The 23,522-nt window shown below is 50.5% G+C and carries 15 protein-coding genes; 5 read left to right on the forward strand and 10 right to left on the reverse strand.

The annotated features are described in order from the left end of the window. Positions 1–125: 125 nt before the first annotated feature. From HMPREF0860_RS10235 to HMPREF0860_RS13395, 3 genes are all read right to left on the reverse strand, one after another. Entirely contained in the window at positions 126–482 is a 357-nt protein-coding gene (locus tag HMPREF0860_RS10235; protein WP_021330680.1) for a hypothetical protein, read from the reverse strand. An 87-nt stretch (positions 483–569) separates the two neighbouring features. Continuing rightward, positions 570–5,234 carry a SpoIIE family protein phosphatase gene (locus tag HMPREF0860_RS10240; protein WP_021330731.1) on the reverse strand — a complete coding sequence of 1,555 codons (4,665 nt, stop codon included), beginning with the start codon at positions 5,232–5,234 and terminating at the stop codon, positions 570–572. Then, the gene (locus HMPREF0860_RS13395) at positions 5,234–8,251 is read right to left on the reverse strand and encodes a coiled-coil domain-containing protein (RefSeq protein WP_021330834.1); all 3,018 of its coding nucleotides are present in this window, start codon (positions 8,249–8,251) and stop codon (positions 5,234–5,236) included. Before HMPREF0860_RS13395 ends, HMPREF0860_RS10240 begins: the two co-directional genes overlap by 1 nt. Before the next feature lie 429 nt (positions 8,252–8,680). Between HMPREF0860_RS13395 and HMPREF0860_RS13400 the strand changes: the two genes are divergently transcribed. Both HMPREF0860_RS13400 and HMPREF0860_RS10260 read left to right on the forward strand, forming a co-directional pair. After that, complete coding sequence (locus HMPREF0860_RS13400) at positions 8,681–9,364, forward strand: phospholipase D-like domain-containing protein (protein WP_021330729.1); 684 nt, start codon at positions 8,681–8,683, stop codon at positions 9,362–9,364. 144 nt (positions 9,365–9,508) lie between these two features. Beyond that, the gene (locus HMPREF0860_RS10260; RefSeq protein ID WP_162147013.1) at positions 9,509–10,816 is read left to right on the forward strand and encodes a UPF0164 family protein; all 1,308 of its coding nucleotides are present in this window, start codon (positions 9,509–9,511) and stop codon (positions 10,814–10,816) included. 100 nt (positions 10,817–10,916) lie between these two features. On the opposite strand, the gene HMPREF0860_RS10265 is transcribed toward HMPREF0860_RS10260, so the two are convergent. Both HMPREF0860_RS10265 and HMPREF0860_RS10270 read right to left on the reverse strand, forming a co-directional pair. Next, positions 10,917–12,512, reverse strand: coding sequence for a 1,4-alpha-glucan branching protein domain-containing protein (locus HMPREF0860_RS10265; protein WP_021330721.1), 1,596 nt, complete (start codon positions 12,510–12,512; stop codon positions 10,917–10,919). 76 nt (positions 12,513–12,588) lie between these two features. Beyond that, complete coding sequence (locus HMPREF0860_RS10270) at positions 12,589–13,254, reverse strand: DUF4912 domain-containing protein (protein WP_021330676.1); 666 nt, start codon at positions 13,252–13,254, stop codon at positions 12,589–12,591. 114 nt (positions 13,255–13,368) lie between these two features. Here HMPREF0860_RS10270 and HMPREF0860_RS10275 point away from each other — a divergent pair, with 114 nt between their 5' ends. Continuing rightward, positions 13,369–14,103, forward strand: coding sequence for a helix-turn-helix domain-containing protein (locus tag HMPREF0860_RS10275; RefSeq protein WP_021330782.1), 735 nt, complete (start codon positions 13,369–13,371; stop codon positions 14,101–14,103). A 70-nt stretch (positions 14,104–14,173) separates the two neighbouring features. On the opposite strand, the gene HMPREF0860_RS10280 is transcribed toward HMPREF0860_RS10275, so the two are convergent. The 4 genes from HMPREF0860_RS10280 to HMPREF0860_RS10295 are packed head-to-tail and all read right to left on the reverse strand — an operon-like array spanning position 14,174 to position 18,938. Beyond that, positions 14,174–14,608: a response regulator gene (locus HMPREF0860_RS10280; RefSeq protein ID WP_021330844.1), complete on the reverse strand. Its 435-nt coding sequence runs from the start codon at positions 14,606–14,608 to the stop codon at positions 14,174–14,176. An 18-nt stretch (positions 14,609–14,626) separates the two neighbouring features. Next, complete coding sequence (locus HMPREF0860_RS10285; RefSeq protein WP_021330629.1) at positions 14,627–15,112, reverse strand: chemotaxis protein CheX; 486 nt, start codon at positions 15,110–15,112, stop codon at positions 14,627–14,629. Between the two features lie 14 nt (positions 15,113–15,126). Then, complete coding sequence (locus tag HMPREF0860_RS10290; protein ID WP_021330709.1) at positions 15,127–16,569, reverse strand: CheR family methyltransferase; 1,443 nt, start codon at positions 16,567–16,569, stop codon at positions 15,127–15,129. Between the two features lie 11 nt (positions 16,570–16,580). After that, positions 16,581–18,938, reverse strand: a complete 2,358-nt coding sequence (locus tag HMPREF0860_RS10295; protein ID WP_021330780.1) for a chemotaxis protein CheA — start codon at positions 18,936–18,938, stop codon at positions 16,581–16,583. 151 nt (positions 18,939–19,089) lie between these two features. On the opposite strand from HMPREF0860_RS10295, the gene HMPREF0860_RS10300 reads away from it, so the two are divergent. Further along, positions 19,090–20,316, forward strand: coding sequence for a hypothetical protein (locus tag HMPREF0860_RS10300; RefSeq protein WP_156002108.1), 1,227 nt, complete (start codon positions 19,090–19,092; stop codon positions 20,314–20,316). 157 nt (positions 20,317–20,473) lie between these two features. On the opposite strand, the gene HMPREF0860_RS10305 is transcribed toward HMPREF0860_RS10300, so the two are convergent. After that, the gene (locus HMPREF0860_RS10305; RefSeq protein WP_021330703.1) at positions 20,474–21,697 is read right to left on the reverse strand and encodes an LL-diaminopimelate aminotransferase; all 1,224 of its coding nucleotides are present in this window, start codon (positions 21,695–21,697) and stop codon (positions 20,474–20,476) included. A 201-nt stretch (positions 21,698–21,898) separates the two neighbouring features. Here HMPREF0860_RS10305 and HMPREF0860_RS10315 point away from each other — a divergent pair, with 201 nt between their 5' ends. Then, on the forward strand, positions 21,899–23,095 hold the full coding sequence (locus tag HMPREF0860_RS10315) for an NADP-dependent isocitrate dehydrogenase (RefSeq protein ID WP_038081249.1): 1,197 nt from the start codon (positions 21,899–21,901) through the stop codon (positions 23,093–23,095). Positions 23,096–23,522 lie beyond the last annotated feature (427 nt).

Raw genomic sequence — 23,522 nt, forward strand, 5'->3', positions numbered from 1 at the left:
GAACAAAATATCAATTTTGGAGACTGTTGAATTGGTGCGCGTAAGCGCACACGTATATCCGCGAGTTTTCGAAAGAAAACTCGAAGTCAAAAGTGCCGCGCTATTTCAGCGGCGCTTTTAAACGTTCAGTCCTGCTTCGGCTTTTGAGCAAGCGCCTCTTCGCGCTTTGCAATCTCTTCGTCGCAGTGTTTTACTTCCGCAACGATCGGCGCGATATCCGCATCGTCGGCGCGAACTGCAGATGCCGTATCGCCTGCAAATTTTTCGAAAACTTTTTTTCCGAGCGCAAGCAGCTGCTCTTCTTTTTTCGTTTCGAACTGATGTTTTTCTATACGGACGACGCTTTTGTCGCTGAAATCCTGAACGGCGCTGCTTGCTTTGTTGAACGCGGTTTTGGACGCTTCCATGCCTTTGTCGAATGCCGTTTTAGACGCTGTGACGCCTTTGTCAAAATACCGTTTGATTTTATCACCGATAGCCATACAACCTCCCTGTACATCTCCCCTATAATATACATACAATTTGCCGATTTTGCAAAACGTTTTTGTAAAATATTCCGGCGGAATATTTTACGGACGACGGACGGCGAGCAGCGTCAAATCGTCGAGCTGTTCGTCTTCACGGAGATACATATATTCGAAATAGTTCGGGCCTTCCGCACTTTCCTGTTTTACACCGCAATAATAATTATATCGATTGAAGTGCTTCTCAAGAAATGCGTCGATTTTTTTGTCGACGCGTACGACATCGGTTGCCGTTACGTCGGGCGACTTATACATACGGAATACTTTTTCGATTGCCACAAGCGCGATGACGGCTTCTTCGAGCGTACCTTTACACGTTGAAAAATCGAAGAGCAGCTCTTCATCGGGAATCGGATTGTGAAATTTTTCGAGCGTATACACGCGGCGAGCAAATACCGACTCAATGATGTCGCCGACGCGGCGGCTTTCGAGCTGCTCGGAATCCTCTCCGACTTTGTGATTGCCGTGAACGTCTCCCGGATGCAAGCCGCGTTTTGCACACTGAATAACGGCAAACGACGACGGTGAGCGGAATTTCCGCGTTGCTTCTTCGATGCCGTCGGTATAGAGAAAGAGCACGTCGCCTTTTTGTAAGTGTGTCTTTTCGACTTTAAAGCCGCCTTTCGAATCGACGAAAGCGGATGAAAGCGGACCTGCCGCAGGCGTTTCGAACAACGTCAGTTCGGTTTCCTTTTGCGCCATATTGTCGTACATGTGGACGATGTTGTCGCCCGCATTGCACATATAGACGTCGCCCGAGTACGTATCGAAGAGACAGATGATGATCGTTGCGAATTTTCCTTTGATGCCGAGCGATTCGATAAAATCGTTTATCTGCGAAACGATCGTGTCTATCTGCGTACCGTTTTCTTCGTACGACCAGTGTTCAAAATACGTGCGGAACAGCGTCGCGACAATCGTCATGAGAAGGGCAGCAGGTACACCGTGCCCCGATGCGTCGCATTTTATTAAAACGTACCAGCGGTCGTCGAGTTTTTTATAATCGAAATAATCGCCCGAAACTCCCGTCGCACCTTCGTAATAACCGAAACACTGGAGATTAGCTTCGTCGAGTTTTGCGACCGTTCCCTTTACACCGTCTTCGTTTGTCACAAGCGGAAGGAAGGTTTGCTGCACAACTTTGCCGTCCATGAGCAGCCGCTCGTCTTTTGCCGCACGAATCAGTCCGTGAGTCATTTCATTGACGCTTTCACCGAGCCGACCGATTTCATCACGGCTTTTGATTTTTATATCACGTCCTGCAAGCTTCAACTTGTCGCTCGTCGCACCGATAATCTGCACGTGACGCGCAAGTTCCCGAATGGGCGCTACGATGATCGACGCTAAAACAAACGAACCGGCGGCGCCGATCAAAACGGCAAAGGCGCCGATGAGGAGAGCCGTCAAAAACACAGTACGCTGCGCGTTGTAAACCGCAGCAACGATATTTTTGGTAGACACTTGAACGAGGACAATGCCCCGCACGTACTCCTGCGACGTACCGTGACGGTACAGCACCGGCCGGTAAAAAAGGTAATCGGTATTTACGCGGTCGAAGTGCATGTCGTCATACGCGGGAACGGAGGAGCTTCCGTTTGCGGCGAGCTCGTTCAGCAAAGCGGTCAGCTTTGTCGAAAGCTGCGTCGTAATCTGCGCAATCTCTTCGCGGCGGGCTACGGAACGCCTATCGGTTCGAAGTGCAAGAGAAATACCTTCCGCGTTGAGTTCCGCTATGTCGGCTGCGATGCCGCTCGCCTCTTTTGCAGCAGTTTCATTGAGCTTTTCACATCTCATCGCGATCTCTTGAACAGTGGGATCTATGATTTCCGATGCGCCGTAGGCAAGCGTCGAATTCGCAATCTTTTGCAAAACATCGGGGTCGTTCGTAGCCCACACATACGCGAGGCTCGTATTCGCATTGTTCGACGGATAGCCGGTAATCGTCACGTACTGCGCTTCTTCGAGCGACGACATTTGATCGGGCAGATAATTCATTTCGAGGATATTCTGCGTCGACATATAGATGCGCGTGCTCGACGTCAAACTTTCGAGCAGCATATCAACTCTTTCGGAAAGTCCCTGCGCAAGCGTACGTTGCTGCGTGCGTACCATATTGACGCCGAACGGGACGGCAACGAGTGCGACGGTGACGATAACGAGAAGCGTCGTAAACAACATTAATTTGAACCTGAGGCTCATGCCTCGCTGTGTCAGCTGCATAAACCGTTTTTTCTTTCCCTGCGGCATAATATCTCCTGCAATGAGCGCTCGTATTTCCATACGGACGGCGAGGACGTCCCGTATCGTCTCCGTCAATCCGAAAAGCGCGAATACAAATCCAGCTGCGGCGAGCACGAGCACTATCCAAAGCAAAACCGTTCCGACTTGCATGCGATACGGCGCCATCGCTCTCATGGGCATCCACGGCGAATCGTATGCGTAGCGCCGTTCCATTTTGACGGTACCGTTTTCTTCAACGCGGAAGAGCGGCTCGCTCATAAAAAGCCCGCGTTCCGGATGCACGATACCGATGCGGTATGCGCCTTCGTTGAGCGCGGTACCGACGCGCATATCGACGATGCGATTATCCGATGCGACGCGAAAGAGTCCGTCGCTCCGTCGAAGCGTTAAATCGTAGGGCGCTTTTCCGTCCCTGTCGATATAGACCGTATCGACGGTGCCGTCGTACGTAAATCCTCCGCCGACGATATCGAGCGTTATGTTGCCGAACATATCGGACGATGAGGTAACCGACGTAATATACGTCGACGGCACATATTTATTGAGCAAAAACAGCGACACGGCCGCCTCTCCGATATTGCCGACTTCATCGATCGCCGCAACGGAAAACGCATAGAGGCCGTTTTTTCGGTTTGCATACGAAACGCCCTTTTCTTTTCCGAGCATACGCTTCGGCGGTTTTTCCGCATGCAGCGCATCGTCTGCGTGGGACGACAGCAGCGCGGAAACGATCGGCTTCGCTTCATCGACGCTCATGCGTATCGGACGGTGCTTTGCGGAAACGAGGCGATTATCGATCGGCGCAAGGTACTGCAGATGCCACGTGTAGCCTGCGACATCGCTGTCGGCCGCGTCAGGCTGCCAGCGTATACGAAACGAATTCGAATCGATAAAGCCGTATGCATCCGTTTCGGGAACTACGATCGCGGGTTTTGCGGGTGCGGTCAAATCGAGATAATACGCCGCTTCGGCCGGCTCCGACCAGTTGCCCGCATAATCCGCCGCCCGAACTTTAAAATACCAGTCTCCCTCGGACGATGCATTCGTTTCGACCGTCCGTTCGTCCGGAGTATTCATAATCGTTTCGGGCGGTTCCGCCGATTTGTTTTGCGACCAGCTCCACGAATAGCCTGCAATGCCGGATGAATCCGACGGAAGGGTGACGCGGAAACGAACGCGGGACGCGCGAGACCGTTTTCCTTCTTTGAACGAAAGCGGTTTAAGCGTGGGAGCTTGAACCGTTACGTCGGACTCAAGGCGGTAGATACCCGGATCCCCGTTTACGGGATTTTCCTGCCACACAAACGACAGCCGTACCGCTTTCGACTTTTGCTGCGTGATAACCGGAAACGCAAAGAGAGACGGCACGCGCCCTGAAGAGATCGCCGTTTCTTCCCACAGCGGGCCTTTTTTCTGCGCCATACGCACCGTTTCTACGCCGCTTCTCGTATCGAACCAAACGGCCGACAATTCGTTATTAAATGAAAAGAGTACGGCGCGATTTGCATTTCCTTCACCGCTGATTTGCTTTGCCGTACCGGAGGTGATGCCGTTCTTCGTCAACTGTGCGACCCAAATATTCGAATTCTCGGAAGCGTAATATGTCCGCTCCCACGCGATATAGATGACACCGGACTGCGTAAACAAAAACGGACGCTGATTGTGATACAAAGAAAAATTGCGCGTATCATCGGGAGCGAGAGAAGCGGCATCGGTCAGCAGCAAGGGCTCAGACCACGTCACGCCCGCATCGGAAGAAAAAGTCGCATAAAGCTGATAGGATATGCGATTTCCCGAAATATACTGCGCTTGAAATACGACGACATCGGCTCTCGGCATCGAAGCAAGTACGGGAATAAACGGATTCGTCAAAGAACCGGCCGGAGTAAACGCTGAAAAACCCGACCATGAAAAACCGTCGGGAGAAGATGCCGTATACATCGCGAACGAAGCATTTTGTCCGAGCGATGTAAACATCATAAAGGTACCGCGTTCGGTCGCATAGATCTGCGGCGCGACAAAAGGTTCGGTATAGCGCGGAATCTTCGCTTCGGTAAAATATGCGCCGCCGTCGGTCGACACGAAAATCGAAAGCGACTTCGTACCGGAAAGGACGGCGACGGCGAGCGTACCTTTTTTCGAAAGGGCGACCGAATAGATATCGGGTATCCTGCCGGAATACGGAAAGGGACCCGCAAAACGGCTGTTTGTCCGCTGCACGCCGCGCGCATCGGTATACTCGCACGAAAGCCATATCGTTTCGCTGCGCGTATCGATTTCCTGCCAAAACACACAGCTCTTCGTACCGTCGGTCGCAACACGGGGAAAGCGCGCATCGCCTTTCGTAATGCGTACGGGATCTTCCCAATACATCGTCTGAGCGGAGAGACGGGAAAGTGATGTACAAAAAACTGTGGCCGCGAGCGCAAACAATGCCGCGCGTTTTACTATCGTTATCCTTCGATTCATCACAGCAGCGCCCGAATCTTCTTTTGCAAATCGATAATCTTCGAAGAGTTTTTATTTGACGATTTTTGCAGCAACTCTTCAACGAGCGCATTCGCAGTGACGAGGTTATTGTCCTGGAGCGCGGCGACCGCCTTTTGATACTTCGCTTCGTCTTCGGATGACAACACGATGAGCGTCTGCCCTCCGATCGCGATCTGTATGCGATCTTTTAAGAGGAGTGCCGTATTGTTATTCGAGTCAAGAGAAATCGCTTCGTCGACGAGCGAAAGAGCCGAGCGCAGCTTTACTTCGTCGCGTCCCGCGCCGTCCATGATATTCTGCGCTTGTTTCGTAAGGGATGCCGCGCGCGCGATCGCAGTACGGTCTTGCGGACGGCGGCGTATGCCCAAATCGATTTCCGTTTCATAGATCAAAGCGGAGAGACCCGGATACGACGGATCGATTTCATGCAAGTCGAGCAAATCGGTATAAGCCGACTGCCGCTTGTCCGGGATTTTGTAATTCGCCTTTGCCATTTCGACGCGCTCCGCAAAAAGAGACGCAAAACCAGATGGGTTGAGCACTTGTCGAATCCGCAGCGCTAAAAGGCTCGCCGCGCGATTAAGCGGATAGACGAGCTGGAGTTCTTGAATTTTTTGGAGCGCTTGGGCGAGAATCGCCCGTCCCTCGTCGGTATCGCCTTTTTTTAATAAATCTTGCCCTTCTTTAAAATACTGCCGCGCAATGCTCAAAAGCTGCGACATTTCGGGATAGAGCGGCGCCGACGGCGAAAGGACGCGCCCCGTACGAAGCGAAAGCGCCGTACCGACCAGGGCGAGCAGCGATACGATTTCTTCGTCTTCTCCGATATTCGTCGATGCCCACAGTGCCTTTGCCTGCGTCAAAAGAGATTCCGCCGCGGTAAAATTGCCGTTGTAGTATTCGTTTCGTACGCGTGTCTTTATATCGCGTACGCGGCGAACGACGCTTTCGTTTTGGCGTGTTTGAATACGCTCACCGAGCAAAGCGAGCCGTTCGTCGGATTCGGTACGCAGTTTTTCGGATTCCTGATACGAGAGCGATTCGTTATATTTCGTACGCGACTCCTGCAGCCGCCTGCGCGCTTCGTCGAAGTCGTTTGCCGCGAGTGCTTTTTGCGCTTGCTCGTATCGGAGATCCGCTTCGCTTTTTGCGCGCTGCGCCGCTTTTACCTGCTCAAGCGCAGCCGCACCGATAACCTCGACATTCGGTACAAGCGAATCGAGTTTGGTAATCGATGCGTAAATCGATTGAAGCGACAGTGCGTATGCGTCGGCGTTTTCCCCGTCTGCAAGCAGCTTGCGTCCGGAAACGAGGACGGCTTTATTTTCGGAAATCTTTTTTTGAAAGGTACGGACGGCTTCGGTTACTTGCAGCGGGTAGTGAAACGTCCCCCCCGACGCTTCATCGAACTCGCCGCTGTCCAGCGTTTCGATAGCGGCGGCATCGCTTTCCCGTGCCGTAACATAGGATGTGCCGCACGCAGCGTAATACGAAGCGATTTTCTGCCACAGTTCGATAGCCGTATTGCGGCCGAAGTCCGCCGCATCACGAACGTATTTTCGATATGCACCTGCGAGGCTGTCAAACGGGATCACTTCGTCGTCGGCATCTTCGGTATGCTGCGCTTGGAGATACGCGACGGCTTCAGGCGACACTTCGAAAGCGCCTTCCGAAATTTTCGACTGTGCCGATTTTATATTGTCGGATGCAGCGAGGAGAGAAGCCGCATACTCGTTTCCTTCCGCCACCCGTTCATAATCGCTCGGTTCCGGCAGGGCAAGGGCTTTTTCCCGTTCAACCGTCATCGCTCCGCCCGCATCGAGCAGTGCGGCAAAGCGCGACGAAAGCGATACCGCATAGTCGAGGGATACGGTAAAATTCGGAAATATCGATTTTCCCGGAGTGTCATCCGAGTCCATGCGCAGCGCATACAGCGCATCTACCGATTTTCCGATTTCGGCAAATGACAGGATCGCGTCAAGATCTTTTTGCGACGGGAAATCGTTTCCGTCGGCGAAGCTGTCGGAACTCAGCGCATACACGAAAGATTCGGCATGCTGCGTAATCATCGACGCGATTTCATCTTCCATGTATTTTATCAACGCGTCCCATTCGTAATCCAGCACGCCGGCGACGCCCGAATCCGCAATCGTATTGACACCGAGTATACAACGCGAAACGAAAGGCAAAAACGACGCATCCGTCATCGACGACGTTCCCGCCCGCATCGCCTGTCCCATATTCCACAGCTCATATCCGAGCCGATAGATGCTGTTCCGCACTTCCGCAAATGCATTGAACGCATACTGTACGGAGGCAAACGCCGCGCGCGCGCTTTCAACGTCGTTCAAACGAAGTGCATCGGTAAAAGAACGCACCGTATCTTGCAGTACATCTTCGAGCGCTTTATACGCAGCGATCTTGGCGTCAACGTAGGACAGGGCGCTCCGCACCGGAATCGTCACGCTCGGATCCGTATGATCGCGAAAAAAATCGTCGCGATACATAAAAAAACCGCTCTGCGTTTTATCTATCGCACCTCTATAGTTGCCGCTGTGCGCCGCATCCGCACTTTCCTGTAAAATCGCGAGCAGCTGTTTGCGGTACATCGTAAACTGTGCCGCAGTGCGCGCATTGTGAATAAAGGCAAGCTGTTGTTCCGTGGGATTTTTTTTCAGCGATTCAAGCTTCGCTATAATTTCCAATATCTTTCGGCCGTTTTCCGGTTCAGTTTCTATCGCATCGATAAGCTGCAACGAAATCGCCGTGTATCGATCGAGCGTTTTAAAAATTCGATCCGCACGATGCTGCCCATCGTTAAAGCATTCGGGATAGGTTTCAAAAAAATCGTGCAGAGCCGAAAGCGCCGCATCGTACTCCGTCTCTTGAATGAGCCGATCGATTTCCGCAAGAGAACGACCTTCGCCTTTCGGTACTGAAAAAAAAGGTGCGGCAATGAGAATACAATATAGTGCGATAAAAAATACTTTTTTCATAAAGGATTGTGATCTTTCGCTCTCATATATTTTATCACGGTTTTATAAAAAAACCTACCGTACGATACGTCCCCAGGTCTTACGCATGAGAATCTATATTCCCCCAAAAATAACCGTACCGTAAAAAATCGGCTGCACTCCCGGCAGCAGCCCTGCCGTTCGCCGCGGCTGACCGTAATTGGAATCGGACTGCGCAAAATTTCTACGAAATTTTGCTTGCCATCGGTCAGAGCGGCTCGGCGGCATTGCCGCTGCCTCGCGTTCCGCCTTTTTTATGTATATACGCTTCTTTTCTGTGTATACATTTTTCATGCGTAATCCCTGAGGCCCCTTTATATTTTCGGTAATTTTGCTGATAAGATAGAGGGAAAAAGCCGAAAATATGATGTACGAATACCCGTACCGGGGTACTTTTGGAGAAAATAAAAAATGGAATTTTTAACAACAAAAGGAATTGCTTCTGAAATAGAAAACATAATTAGAAAAGCAAAAGAATATATTTATATTATTACTCCGTATGAAAAAATTGACAATATATTTTATAAAAGACTTGTAGTCGCACAAGAAAGAAAAATTGAAATAATTTTTATTTATCGTAAACGCGAAAATAACGATTCGGAAAAAGAGAAATTCATTGAATTAAATAAAATAAATTTATATTGTCATGATAATCTCCATGCAAAGTGTTATTTAAATGAGAAAACGGCAATCATTACTTCAATGAATTTGTATGAATTCTCAGAAAAAAATAATTGTGAAATGGGAATAAAAATTAACAAATCTGAAAATGAAGATATTTTTGAAGAAATCTTAGAAGAAGCAAAGACTATAAAACAATTCTCCGAAAAATTACAATTTGAATCTGAAACAGACAAAGAAAAATTTATTTCAGATACTGAAGAAAAACTTGAAAACGGATTTTGTATTCGTTGTAAAAAGGAAATAGCATTTAATTCTTCAAGACCTTTATGTAATTTGTGTTATAGAACTTGGAAAGATTTCAGTAATGAAGAATATCCTGAACACTATTGCCATAAGTGTGGTAAAGAATTTGAAAATATAAGTTTTAAACATTGCTTCTGCAATGACTGTAATGCACACGGAGAGGCATAACGAATGTTTTTGTTAAATGTACCTTATGAAAAAAAGATGAGGCAAAATCCCTTGATGATATATAATCACATAACAAGCACTTCAAAACCGATTCTGCATCAACTGCAAAACGGTTTAGCTGCAAAGTTATACTACAGGATGTCGATGATGAAGACACCGCTCGCTCGCATATCGTTGTTGTTGTTGTTGTTCTCCTCACTTCCCGTACGCGCGCTCGATTTCAGCGGTTCGCGTTCGTTTATTGAAGCGCTTTCCGCATCTTCGGGATACAAAGAACGGGCGATTTCGTTTTATTCGCTTGCCGTGCCGGCCGGCGGCAGAGCGGAAACCCTCGGCAGCGCGTACACGGGCATTTCGGACGACGTATCGCTCCTCGACGCAAATCCCGCGGCAAGTTCCGTGCTCGTGCAAAACGAAATCGGCGTATTTCACAATACGTGGATCGCAGGCACCGCGATGGAAACGCTCGCAGCGGCGGGAAGAAAAAGCGATTTCGGCTTCGGCGGAGCGCTTCGCTTTTTTTACGTACCGTTTGACGAATACGATATGTCGGGAGAACGGATCGCACGCAGCCTGTACTCCGAAACGACGGCGCTTTTCAATGTATCGTACAATATCCGCGCGGGCTATTATTTTAAAGGAATCGCGATCGGCGCAAACGTAAAAGGTGCGTGGCGCAGCATGCCCGACGCATCCGGTTCCGTCATAAGCGCTGCAAGCTTTTCGCGCTCCGCTTTAGCGCTCGCTTCCGACGCCGGCATCATGCTGCGCTTCAACTGCGGCAAATTTTTCGCTTCGCGCGAACCCAACTTACGTATCGGCGTAAATCTACTGAACGCGGGAGCTGCGATCACCGGTTTCGGAGAAAAAATCGAATTCGACGACCCGCTTCCGACAAGCACTTCTTTCGGACTGTCGTACCGCCCGATTAAACGACTGCTCGCCGCCGCAGAATTTAAACAGCCGCTCAACTTTTCCGATATCGGCGAATACGTGCCGCCTTCGGCAGGCTGCGCCCTCGAAATCGATGCAACGGATTTTTTCAGTCTGCTCGCAGGCTGCAGATTCGACGGCGGAGAAAACGGGATGCGCCTGCAATTCGGCGGAGTTGCTGTCGGAGTGGGCTTTACGCTGTTTCAGCGCGTACGATTGAACGTCAACTATACGTTCGACCGCTTTACGTCGTTTCATCCGGTCAATCACATAAGCGCCGGTGTAAAAATCCTGCTCGGCGACGGCGGCAGGGCAAAACGGCAAAGCGAAGTCGAAGGATTGTACGGAAAAGGGCTCAAGCTGTTCGCAGACGGAGATTTTACCGGAGCCGTCGCCGTATGGAACAAAGCGCTCGCGATCGACCGCAGTTTCAGCCCCGCAAAAAAGGGGATCAAAAGCGCGCAAAAGCAGCTCGCGTTACGCGAACGCATCCGCAATTCGCAATTTATCGGAAACTGAAACGCACAGGATACGACAAGCGCGTCGCCGGTTTTGCGGACACCGGTTTCTTGCATAATACGGCACTGTTGCGTCGCCCCAGCCGGCAAGCGGTTTGGTGTCAGCGCTTTTTGCTGAAAATCCGGTAATTGATCCACGGGAATATGGGATGCTTCGCTTCGTATGACGTAAGCCATTCGGTGCTCACCGTATTCGCGCCTAAGGATTCGAACACGTTTATAAACGCTGCGATGCTTTCCGTAAAGCGCGCTTCGGCATATTCGGGGAAGGTTCCGTCCCATATCATATTCGCCCACGTGCATGACTGCGCGAGCATCAATTCGCGCGCGCTCAAATTTAAAAGCCGCGCTTTCAATCCCGTATCGTCGGGAAAGCGTTCGGCCAAATCGATCATACGTTCGCTCGCTTTGCGCGCATGGCGCAAAATCCGATTGTTTTTATTCGCGACGAGCGTCTCCCCGTACCCCGCGCCGATCGCGGCGCTGCAGTAGGGCTGAAGATTTTGCAGCTGCATTCGGGAAGCAAGTATGTCTTCAAAAAAAGAAAACGAAGCGGGCTTTTCCGCCGCATAGCGATATACGTTTTCAAGCCAGGCGATACCTTCATGCCACTGCAAAAATTGTTCGGAAGAAAATACACACACATGCGAAAGCACGGGCACAGACGGCAAAAGGTTTTCGGCTTGCACGAGCACATTTAGTTTTTTATCGAAAAAAGACGCTGCGTCGGCTTCGCACTGTTCGGCGGCGCGTACGGGATCGTAGACCGACGCCCTGCCGCCCCGCGCTCCGCTTTTACGATAATACTGATAGCCCGAAGCGTAGCGCGATGCGGCTCCCCGAAAAAACGGCTCAAGCTGTTCGTGCGGCAATTCAAACGCGATGTCGCGGTTGACGTCGCAGTATGCGGGAGATGCCGCGTATCCCCGTTCGCCGAAAACTTCATCGTCGATGCGGTTATCACGCGCAAACGCAGCGACGTCCGAACCGCAGCGAACGGGCGCGAATATACCTTTCTCTACGGCAGAGTCGGAAAAGAGAAAGGCGCGGGCGTCGAGCACCGTGTAATCTACGCCGTAGGTGTGCATCACGCGCTCAATGCCCGGCATATAGCCCATTTCGGGCAGCCAAAAACCGGACGCGCGTTCGCCGAAAAAAGAGCGGTGTGCATATAAACCCGTTTCGATCTGCGCGTTGAGCACTTCGCCCATATCCGCATAATGCGGCAAAAAGATATTCGTACCGCAGGTCGCAAGCAGTTCGACATAGCCTTTTTTTTGATATTCGGAAATCTTCTTTAATAAATCCTGTCCGTACACCGCCGTAAAACAAAAGCGATCTTCTTGCGCTTTTTCGAGATGATATTTTACGACATCGCACATCGCCGCATCGCCCGTGCAGCGTTCGAGTTCGTTTTTTCCCAACGCGATCTTTCCGTCGAGCCACGCGATGTACTGCTGCTGCACGATGGGATCCTTTAAAAGCGTACACAGCACCGGCGAAAGCACCAGCGCGATTCGAAACGGAACGCCGTCCTTTTCGAGAGAAGCAAACATATTGAGCAGCGGTATATAGATGTATGAAATCGATTCGTACAAATGATTCATCTCCGCCGCAAATTTTTTTTCTTCGGCACCGACGTGATAGATATATGCTTGCGGATTGGAAATTAGCAAAACGATTTTTTTACTTGCCATCGCAGTCTCCGATTTTTGGGAAAATGCTGTCCAAGAACTTCAATTTTTGGACAATTTTCTTAATCTTGGTACCCTTTTATAAAAACGATTCGCGGTGCTGTATGTAATGGTCGAGCAAAAGCTCTTTTATACCGGAAAGCGATGCAATCGGCGTTATGCCGGCGTCATTGCCCGGACGAATATGCGCGAGCAGTTTCGAAGAGCGCGGGATTTCAAGCACGCCTGAAGACGCGAGCACGATCGTTCCCGTTTTCACCGAAGCCGCCAATTCTATGCGTATGATTTTTTTGCCCGCAGGACATAAAAGGTATTCCGACGTATCGGCAGGCGCAATCTGCACATCGTACGCATCGTCGGGTTTTGTATCGGTACGGTTCGCAAACGAGCAAACGCGGAGAAAGATCGTATACGCACCGTGTTTTTTTAAACTGCGGATATCCGGCTCACCTATGTCCCAGTAGACGTAGATCCATGCAGGACTCCTCAGCACCGCTCCTATCTGTGTCATATTATACGATTCGGGAAGAGATGCGCCCGATGCGGGTACCCCCGCTTCTCCCTCTGCGATAATCATATCGGACGGATCGTCCAAAACTACTTCCGCCGCATCGAGCAATTCGCCGATGAGAAATCGTCTGTTTAAATTATCAGGCACATCTATGCCGTACGTATCGGCAAGAGCAAGCAAGTCGGCAAAAGACAACGACTCAAGATATGCGCGCGTAATCGCGTATTTTTTCATAATGCGCTTAATAATCCTAGAAAAAGAAATATTAGTCAAGGCGGATTTTTCATGTTACAATATGATCGAAACACGGATCGGTAAAGCGCAAAAGTCTGCAGGAGAGATGAAAACATGACATTGTATTTTTATACCGTGCACCGAAGCGCATGCGGAAAAATCGCAAAAACGCTGGAAAACAAGGGACATTCGTGCAGCATTTATACAAATTTGGATAATTTTTACAAAGCCGTCTCAAATATGAAAACCTATCCCGACTTGCTGCTGCTCGACCATTCGGGCTACGACTGCAGCATTTTCAATATCTACCGCTATATGCGCGACATCCGCTGCCTCATTCCACTCATCGTCTACAACGCACCGTTTCCGTACAGCTGCGATTCGCGCGTTAAGCACTGGATTATGACGCTCAATCTCTACTACGGACGCACGGGTACGTTCGACGTCGCCGCATATCTTCCCGTTTTAAAGGCGATCGCGGAAACGATTGAAACGAAGCCGCTCCCGCCGATCGCGTATATACCGCACAGATCGAACGCCGCGGAGGAAAAAACGAAAATGCCGCAACAGAGAAGCTCCGCTCTTATCGCCTACAAGCAAAAATTGCCCGCAGCGCTCTTTTCCGTATTTGAAATACTGTACGATAACAGAGCAGCGGCGATCAGCATTCCCGAACTGCAAATCCTGCTGCAAAAAAGAGGCGTGCATACGAAACAGGGAACGATCTATTCGCACATATCGCGCCTGCGCACCTATCTGACGAAAGAAATCTCAGAGATGTATATTTTGAAAGTGAAAAACGGATATCGGTTGTATACGAGCAAAGAAACGATGCCTGCAGTTTTCTAAAAAAATACAGGAAACGGGGGCTGCCGTAAAAAGTCAATTTCTTTTTCGACAGCCCGTATACATACGATTCTTATTTCATGCTCGCGGAAATACGCTCCAAAACCTTTTTGCGGTCAAGCGGTTTGATGATGTAGTTTTTTGCTCCAAGCAGCAAAGATTTTTTTACCAATTCTTCTTTGCCGAGGGCGCTTACCATAACGACGCGTGCGTTTTTGTCGAACGTCATAATCTGTTCAAGCGCAGTGATACCGTCCATGCGCGGCATCGTGATGTCCATCGTTACGAGATCGACATTCGGGCAAAGCTCTTTATATTTGTCAACACCTTCTTTACCGTCTGCAGCCGTAGCGATGATTTCGTAGCCTTCGCTTGAGAGAATCTGTCCAAGCTGTTTTGCAACAAACATCGAATCGTCCACAACCAATACGCGGATCTTCGATCCGTCGGCTTTTAGTCCTTCCTGCGGACGCTCGTTAATTGTCGGAAAATCCTGTTTTGTCTTCATATTCTATACTCCTGCCGTTTATGTACGTTCACGTATTGCCACATTGACTTCGATTTTACCGCACTCGGAAATGAGCGGCACGATAAGCGCTTCGACATTTTCGGTGTGCGTACCGCCGAGCGCCGCGATTTCCATTTTCTGTCCGACAAAAAGCGCCGGCGGCGTCAAATCGAATTTAAACCCGAGCTCCTGCAGCTTTGTAACGGCCTGTGCCGTAATCAAATTCGCAAGCTCGCTGATCGTCGCTTTTGCAAGATCGTCGAATTCGGGAAGCGTTTCGCCGTTCATCTTAGATGCGATATTGAGCGCCGTTTCAATCGTCATATCGTACAAGACGCGGCCTTCGACATCACCGGCAAGTCCGACCAACGCAGCAACTCCCATCATCGGCATAGCCGTCGATTTGAGATACAAATCGCCGCGTTTGACTTCGGCGCCGCCGAGCACTTCTTTTAAAACACTGTAAGAAGTTTCAACGAACGGGTTAATATACTCTACTCTCATTCAAGTCCCCTTGTCTATTTATTTTTTGTGTACACTTTCAGTGCACCTATGGTCTTTTCAACAAAACCCGATCCCGCCGGAAGCGTTTCGTTTTCGCCCACAATGACGATACCGTTCGCTTTGAGCTTTTCGTCGAAATCGGCAATGACGGTTTCCTGTCCGCTCTGCGGCAAAAGCGACAAAACATCTCGCGCAAAGATAATATCGATTGCAGGCAACGGATTCGTATGCTGGCAATCGTGATACTCAAACATAATACTATCTTTTACGTCTTGTGTAAATGTATAGTCGCCGTTCGCCTTTTTGGACAAAAAGGGCGCATACCAATCGGATGCGACAGCGTTCGGTATGGAAACGAGCGGCGCGTTCGATACGCTGAGCAAATCGATATCCTGTGCATAAATTCGAAGCCTCGCAGACGGATATTTTTTCCGCAGCACACACGCGAGCGAATAGGATTCCATGCCCTTGCCGCAGCCGGGATTCCACACGCAGATTTGTTTTGCAGTGTTGTCGGGCAGCGCTTTGTACACGGCGTCGGCATAGGCTTTTGTCCACCATGCGCCCGTGCCCGGCGACCAAAACAGCGACAAAAAGAGATCCGCGTCGTTTTCGTTTTGCAGCTGTGACTTGCCCTTACCGCGCTCTTCTTTCCACGAATCGAAGCGCGCGTTGACCCACTGTTCGTTGAGCGGCGTCACCGTAAATTTTCGATACGTTCTTAAGCTTTCGATAATGAATTTCAAATCCTGCGCGGACGTATCGGATGAGCTCTGCCTTTGAGAAGCGGACGGTTTTGCAGCGGCAGCGGCGCGGTCGTTCATCGCATCGGCGGCATTTTTGCGGGCGGGAGTCCGCAGCTGCGGTACGGCATCGGGAACAGGCGACTCGAACACTTGCTTCGCATAGGTACGATCTTTTTCTTCATCGCCGATACGCGAATTGAAAATACGCGCGACGTCGAGCAAAATATACAATCGCTTTTCGGCTTCGACGATACCGGAAATATATTTGATATTGATATCGCCGAACAGCGGATGCGGCGGTTGAATTTTGCTCTTTTGCACACCGAGCACTTTATCGATTTTGTCAACGACGACGCCGAATGTCTGCTCCCCGACGGAAAGGATGAGCAAGCTTTCGAGTTTGTCTTTTTTGTCCGTACGCTCAGGAACCGGGATATTGAAAAACAGCCTCAAGTCGATAATCGGAATGATATCGCCGCGGAGATTGTATACGCCGAGCACGAACGGAAGCGTGTTGGGTACGTACGTAAACTGTCCCGCTTTTGCGATTTCCCTGACGTGCATGATGTCGACGCCGTAATCCTTTCCGGAAAGCGAAAACGACACCATTCTGAAATCGACGACGGATAAAGAGCCGCGCGTATTTACGGCAGCGGCTTCCGCCACTGCGAAAGCGTTTTTCAGCCGATCCTGTATTGTCTTTTCTTCCATCGCAACCTCACTCACCGCTTCGCACCGATCGCCTGCTGGGCATTGATTTCTTTGCGCACACCGAGTTCAAGCAGCTGGCTTACATCGATAATCAGCGATACGGAACCGTCTCCCAGTATCGACGCGCCTGCGATGCCGGGCGAATTGGTAAATTGGTCGCGCAGCGGTTTGATAACGACGTCTTCTTCGCCGATAAGTCCGTCGACCATAATGCCGATTTTCTTTTCCTGCGAGCCGACGATAACGATAAAGCAATAGCCGTCGTCGTCGATCTCCGCTTCACGGATATTGAACAGGCGCGAAAAGCGCAAAATGCTGATCACTTCGTTGCGCACATTGAGCACTTCGTAATTGTCGATCGTATTTATCTCGCTCAGCTTGATACGCTGGCTTTCGATAACACTCGCGATCGGAATCGAATACACTTCGCTTCCGACTCTGACGAGCAACCCCTGTATGATCGCGAGAGTCAGCGGCAGTTTGATCGTAAACGTCGTACCGCGGCCTTTTACCGACGTGACGAATACCGTGCCGTTCAGTTTTTCGATCATCGTTTTGACGACATCGAGTCCGACGCCGCGCCCCGAAACGTTCGTGATCTTATCCGATGTCGAAAACCCGGGTTCGAAGATGAGATTGAACGCTTCCTGATCCGTCAGAATTTTATCGGGATGGATGAGACCTTTTTGGACCGCTTTTTGGCGGACGCGCTGCACATCGATACCGGCACCGTCGTCCGATATTTCGATGATGATCATATTGCCTTCGTTCGACGCTTTTAAAAACACCGTACCCGTTTCGCGTTTGCCCGCCTTTTTGCGATCGCCGGGAGATTCGATACCGTGATCGACGGAGTTGCGCACGCAGTGCATGATCGGATCGAGCAGATCTTCGATGACGGATTTGTCGAGCTCCGTATCTTCGCCTTCAATCTTTAAATCGATTTTTTTATTCAGATCGCGCTGCAAGTCACGCACGACGCGGGGAAAGCGGCTGAAAATCTGGCTGATCGGAACCATGCGGATTTTCATGACGCCTTCCTGCAATTCGCTCGAAAAGCGTCCGAGATTTTGCGTCGACGAACGGAATTTTTCGGTCGCGCTTTTGACTTCGGAAACATACGCATCGAAAAGATTCGCCAGATCTCCGTAGCTGTTTAAAATCTCATCTTTGACGTCTTTGACAGACGTACCGTTTTTGATTTTATCGAGATACTGCGGAAGCATTTCAAACAACTGCCGCATCTTTTCTTTATAGCTCGCTTCCATGCCTTGGAACATGACAAACGAATTGACGAGCTGCATGGAAAGCTGATTAAACGCCGCTTTTGTGATAACCGTTTCGCTGACGAGATTTAACAGATAGTCGATCCGCCGTGAATCCACACGCAGTATAGAACCGGTTTGCGCCGCATGAGAGGCGGGAGCCTGTGCCGGCTGAGCGGCAGCGGGTTTTGCGGAAACGGCTTCTTCCGTCGATTCCGCCGCTTGCGGTTCGTCGGAGACGGACGCGGAAACGGCAGCCTCCGATTCTTCACTGTTGTCCGACCCGTCAAACGAATCGATACGCTGCGCATCGTCGACAAGAGTTACGTCGGCAAGAAATGCCGTATCTTCGATCTTTTCCTGCGTTTCCGATGTCGCGATATAATAGTACACGTTTTCGTAAAACGTATCTTCATACAGCGCGTCGAAATCGGGAACGGTTTTTAAAACGCTGCCGATCGATTTCAGCGCGGCAAAAACCTGAATACCGCCGACGCTGTTCATCGGATTGCTTTCGTCGAATTTGACGGCGACGCACCACAGCGACTGCGAACCTTGACAGGCTTCTTTGAGTTCAAGATATTCACTTTCAGAAAGTTCGGGGCGCACAAAGGCCGCATCTCCCGAGTCGGCGGGCTTCGGAAGCGTCGCTTTCGGCGTCGTCTTTTTCGGAGCGGCAGATTTTGCGGCAGGAGCTTTTCCGCCTTTCGATGAAATATACGAATGAATCGTATCGATAAGATCGTCGATATTTTTCGAATACACGGAACCGTTTGTACGCGCTTCGAGCATCGCTTTAATAACGTCGATCGCGTTGAGCAGTACATCGATAACCGGTTCGGTAACCTTTAATCTGTCGGAGCGAATTTCGTCGAGCATGTCTTCGACCGAATGCGTAAACGACGCAATTTCATTCATCTCTACCGTCGCCGAACCGCCTTTCAGCGTATGCGCAGCGCGGAAAATTTCGTCGATCGCTTCGTGATTCGTCGGATCGTTTTCTATGACCAACACATTGCTTTCAAGATTGTCTACCTGCTGTTCGGCTTCGGCAAAAAAATCTTTCAACAGCTCTTCATTGTTGGGATCAAGATAATCGCTCATACTCTTTATTATATACGTAAACCAATATAATTCAAGCGCTTAACGCGAAAATTTGCGTATTTTTTCCGACTCGCTTCCGATACAGTTATACGCGCTTTCTGCCGATAGTATAGAGACAATCTTTACGGATTTTTTTATCAGGAGCGCCGCCGTGAATCGAAAAAAAACGCTTTGTATCATATACGTATTATCTGCCCTGCTCGCTCATCGCGGATTCGCCGCAGGATTTTTTTCAGGCTATACGGGCATCAAAGCCGACCTCGGATTTGCAAATGCGGGCGGTTCTTTCGATATGCAGCTCAAACTGCAGTCGTTTTTTGCCGGACAATTCAATTTGGCAAACAACCTCATCGCCCGTGCCGAATTTTCGATACGCACCGACGACATCATCGACAATACGATTTTCAATAAAACGCCCGCCGATTTTAAAATCGACGAACTGTCCCTGATTTATCGTAAACAATTTTTAGACAGCGTCAATTTTTTCAGCGTCTTCGCCGGTACGTACGAGCCGATCGGTTCCGATTTGTTCTTACGGCGGCAGTTCGGCATCGAAGCGATTTCATCGAAAATCACCGAAAGCTGGCTCGGGCTGTCCGGCTCAATCGTGTGCCCGCTGTTCGGCATCGGCATTTCCGATATCGTATGCTTTTCGAGCACGCCCGTAGCGAGCGGCGGCTACCTCTACGTCAACCGCGAAAACCCCGACAACAATTTCGTGCTGAACGTCGACGCGCGCTTTGCGTGCGCCTATCAGTATTTTATCCTCGATGCCGCAGCAGGCATCAATTCGCCGATGAAAAACAAAAACGGCGCGGGCGAAGACGTACTTCTCCTCATCGACTCTCTGTATGCACACGCGGGCATCACGATGCTCATCGGCAACAATTATACGCCCTGCTCGCTTTTTATGCAGGCCGGCGTATACGACCTGCCGCTCGAGCAGGGTTCGGACACATTTTCATTCGATATCGAAAGCATCTATCTTCTTGCGGAATTTCGAACGCACATATCGTCGTACCAAACGATGTTCGCCGTATTCAGCCTCCCCTCCGATACGGTGAGCGAGCTGCTTTTTATCCGCGACACGCTCGGCTGTAATCTTACGATCTGTAATCCTTCGGTGTATATCGGCGCGCAGCGTTTCGAATTCGGAATCCACAACACGCTTTCGTTCAAGGATAAAACCTATGTCGACATAAAAGATTTCGCCGATCTGTTCTCTTCCCTGCCGACGATTGCCGTTTCCCCGTACGCGGCGGTAAAAGTCGGACGGGGAGAATTTCGCACGATGCTGCAAGTCCTCATTTCCGACTTGATAAACGATTCTCCCGCAGCCGCGTTCGAATGCAATTTCGGCTACAAAATGCAGCTGTAAGCGCTGAAGACAGCGGCATACACGGCGAGATTGCGAAGCAAACTCGCCGGTGAGTACCGCGAACGGCGTGAACCGGCGAACGAAGTTTTCGCCGGCAGCACGACTTTATTCAGCGTATGTTTTCAAAACTCGATATTCGACCTATTAATTATTAATTTTACAAATTCAACTTCGAAAGCCGTACACACGCTTCGTTTACGGCTTCGTGATGACCGAAAGAGCTGAAACGCAAAAAGCCTTCGCCCGCCTCTCCGAACCCCGAACCGGGAGTCGTTACGACGCGGCATTCGTCGAGAATTTTATCGAAGATTTCCCAGCTCGTGTATTTCGGAAAATACACCCAAAGGTAGGGCGAGTTTCCGGTACTGTAGACGCGCACGCCCGCTTTTGCAAAATTATCGCCGGAAAGCGCTTTCCCGATCGCACGGACATTTTCAAGATAATAATCGATCGTCTTTTTCATTTCGGCAAGGCCTTCGGGATCGAGGGCCGCAAGACCGCCTCTCTGTGCGATATTCGACGCGCCGTTAAAAAGCGTGGTCATAACGCGAGACCAATCTTTGATGACGGGAGTGCCGTCTGCATATAAAAGCGTTTTCGGCACGACCGACCAGCCGAGCCGGACGCCGGTAAATCCCGCAGGCTTCGAATACGAATTGATTTCGATCGCACAGGTACGCGCTCCGCTTATTTCAAAAATCGATTTCGGAAGCCCGGGCGTACGGATAAACTCCGCATACGCCGCATCGAACACGATGACGCATCCGTGAGCCTTTGCAAAATCGACGAGGCGGCCGAGCTCTTCTCTTGTGGACGCATAGCCCGTCGGATTGTTCGGCGAACAAAAATAAATGATGCTGTTGTCGCGTACTTTTGTTAAATCGGGAAAAAAATTATTTTCCGGCGTACACGGAAGATAGCTTATACCCTCGTATACGCCGTTATGTGCCGCGCCCGCAGCCCCGATGAGCACCGAGCCGTCGACATACACGGGATATGCGGGATCCTGCACGGCGACGCGCACTCCGCCTCCGAACAAAAGCTGTATACGCGCAATATCGCATTTTGCGCCGTCGGATACGAACACTTCATCGGCTTCCGCAATGCCCGCATAAAAAGTTTCGGCGATTTTTTTACGAAGTTCGGAAAGCCCCTGTTCATCGCCGTAACCCGAATAACCTTCGGGAGTCGCAAGGGCGCGCGCATAGTCCGACATCGCGTTTGAAATGTGCCCTTCGAGCGGTTCCGTCGTATTGCCGATGCTCAAACTGATGAGCTTCGCATCGGGATGAGACGCCGCGTAGGTTTTACTCCGGCGCGCAACTTCGGGAAAGAGATAGCCCGCAGTGAGATTGGCAAAACATCGGTTTCGTTCTATCATAAACGCATTTTAACGAATCGCGCAAAACAGTGCAACAAAATCGTACACAAAATACGGATTTGCCGGCGCACCGAAAATTTTATTTTCCGCAAAATAACGTGTAACGTGAAAATCGGCTGCGCTCCCGGCGGCAGCCCTGCCGAACACCGCAAACACCCGCAAAGCTGGACGATGAGCGCGAAAGCAGTTATACTCATTGCCATGACAAAGATACCGATGAAAAACGCCGTCGCAGAACTCGACGGAGACGAAATGACGCGCGTACTGTGGCAGCTCGTCAAAGACAAATTGCTTTCCCCTTACGTCGATCTCAAAACCGAATACTACGATTTAAGTTTAACAAAACGCGATGAAACCGACGATAAAATAACCTACAATGCGGCTGAAGCGATAAAAAAACTCGGCGTCGGCGTCAAATGCGCGACGATTACGTCGAACGCGGCGCGCATGGAAGAATACAAACTCTCGCACCTCACGCCGAGTCCGAACGGCATCATCCGCGCGGAACTCGACGGCACCGTGTTCCGCACACCCATATTCGTAAACAATATCAATCCGTCCGTTTCGTGTTGGAAAAAACCGATTGCGCTCGGCCGGCACGCATACGGCGACGTATACAAAAACTGCGAAATCCGTACGCCCGGAGCGGGAAAAGCCGAACTCGTGTTTACGGGAACGGACGGCAAAGAGATCCGCAAAACGATCATGGACATGAAAAGCGCCGGCATCATACAAGGTATCCACAACCTCGACGCGTCCATCGAAAACTTCGCCCGCTGCTGTTTTACCTACGCGCTCGACAAAAACGTACCCGTGTGGTTCGGCGCAAAAGACACGATTTCGAAAACCTACGACGGCACGTTCAAAGAAATCTTTCAGCGCATATTCGATGCCGAATACAAAACGCGCTTCGAAAAAGCCGGCATCACTTATTTTTACACGCTCATCGACGACGCCGTCGCTCGCATTATGAAAAGCGAAGGCGGCATGCTGTGGGCGTGCAAAAATTACGACGGAGACGTCATGAGCGATATGATCGCATCCGCGTGCGGCAGCCTCGCAATGATGACAAGCGTACTCGTCAGCCCCTCAGGCGCATTCGAATACGAAGCCTCTCACGGCACGGTGCAAAAACACTACTACCGCTACTTAAAAGGCGAAAAGACGTCGACTAATCCCGTTGCACTCATCTTCGCATGGACGGGCGCGCTCGCAAAACGCGGCGAACTCGACGGCACCGAAGCGCTTAGCGATTTTGCACGACGCCTCGAAAGGGCGACGCTTTCGACAATCGAAGACGGAGAGATGACCGGCGACATAGCGCTCCTCGCCTCCCCTGCGCCCAAGCGCGTGCTCAATTCGTGGGAATTTATCGACGCGATCCGAAACCGGCTTTAGTACCGCTCATAATTAATTATTAATTTTTTCGGACGACGCATATCGAAAGATCCCGCCCTCCGCAGCTCACTCGCGCTCGGCCTCCTCGCTCGCTCGCGGTCGCTCCGGTGGCTGCCTGCGGCACCGCTCCGGCCGGGCGTAGGTTTTTATACTTCATCTTTTCGAATGCAACAAAAGATATACAAGCCGACTGCGATTCCTTATGAGGACACACAGTACGACGTTTACGGCGCGCTGTGTGATAAGAGACGCTCGCAAATCCTGCGCGGGGAACTTCGCACTTCGTGCTCGACGCACGGCACGGAGGCCGTGTCGTATTTTTGCAAAATAGTCGCGTATTTTTGCTACGCAAAAATACGATAGTGAGCGGGACACGGATGTACTGCGAACGACCGCTGCTCGGATTTGCTCTTTTAAGTCGTGAGGA

Source organism: Treponema socranskii subsp. socranskii VPI DR56BR1116 = ATCC 35536 (assembly GCF_000468115.1).
Lineage (GTDB): Bacteria > Spirochaetota > Spirochaetia > Treponematales > Treponemataceae > Treponema_D > Treponema_D socranskii.

Bases quoted from the DNA above. Each gene is read 5' to 3' on its own strand.
- HMPREF0860_RS10270 (WP_021330676.1), bottom strand. From the start codon at position 13,254: ATGAAAAAATACGCGATTACGCGCGCATATCTTGAGTCGTTGTCTTTT.
- HMPREF0860_RS10285 (WP_021330629.1), bottom strand. From the start codon at position 15,112: ATGAGAGTAGAGTATATTAACCCGTTCGTTGAAACTTCTTACAGTGTT.
- HMPREF0860_RS10280 (WP_021330844.1), bottom strand. From the start codon at position 14,608: ATGAAGACAAAACAGGATTTTCCGACAATTAACGAGCGTCCGCAGGAA.
- HMPREF0860_RS13395 (WP_021330834.1), bottom strand. From the start codon at position 8,251: ATGAAAAAAGTATTTTTTATCGCACTATATTGTATTCTCATTGCCGCA.
- HMPREF0860_RS10305 (WP_021330703.1), bottom strand. From the start codon at position 21,697: ATGATAGAACGAAACCGATGTTTTGCCAATCTCACTGCGGGCTATCTC.
- HMPREF0860_RS10260 (WP_162147013.1), top strand. From the start codon at position 9,509: ATGATGAAGACACCGCTCGCTCGCATATCGTTGTTGTTGTTGTTGTTC.
- HMPREF0860_RS10235 (WP_021330680.1), bottom strand. From the start codon at position 482: ATGGCTATCGGTGATAAAATCAAACGGTATTTTGACAAAGGCGTCACA.
- HMPREF0860_RS10265 (WP_021330721.1), bottom strand. From the start codon at position 12,512: ATGGCAAGTAAAAAAATCGTTTTGCTAATTTCCAATCCGCAAGCATAT.
- HMPREF0860_RS10290 (WP_021330709.1), bottom strand. From the start codon at position 16,569: ATGGAAGAAAAGACAATACAGGATCGGCTGAAAAACGCTTTCGCAGTG.
- HMPREF0860_RS10295 (WP_021330780.1), bottom strand. From the start codon at position 18,938: ATGAGCGATTATCTTGATCCCAACAATGAAGAGCTGTTGAAAGATTTT.
- HMPREF0860_RS10315 (WP_038081249.1), top strand. From the start codon at position 21,899: ATGACAAAGATACCGATGAAAAACGCCGTCGCAGAACTCGACGGAGAC.
- HMPREF0860_RS10240 (WP_021330731.1), bottom strand. From the start codon at position 5,234: ATGAATCGAAGGATAACGATAGTAAAACGCGCGGCATTGTTTGCGCTC.
- HMPREF0860_RS13400 (WP_021330729.1), top strand. From the start codon at position 8,681: ATGGAATTTTTAACAACAAAAGGAATTGCTTCTGAAATAGAAAACATA.
- HMPREF0860_RS10275 (WP_021330782.1), top strand. From the start codon at position 13,369: ATGACATTGTATTTTTATACCGTGCACCGAAGCGCATGCGGAAAAATC.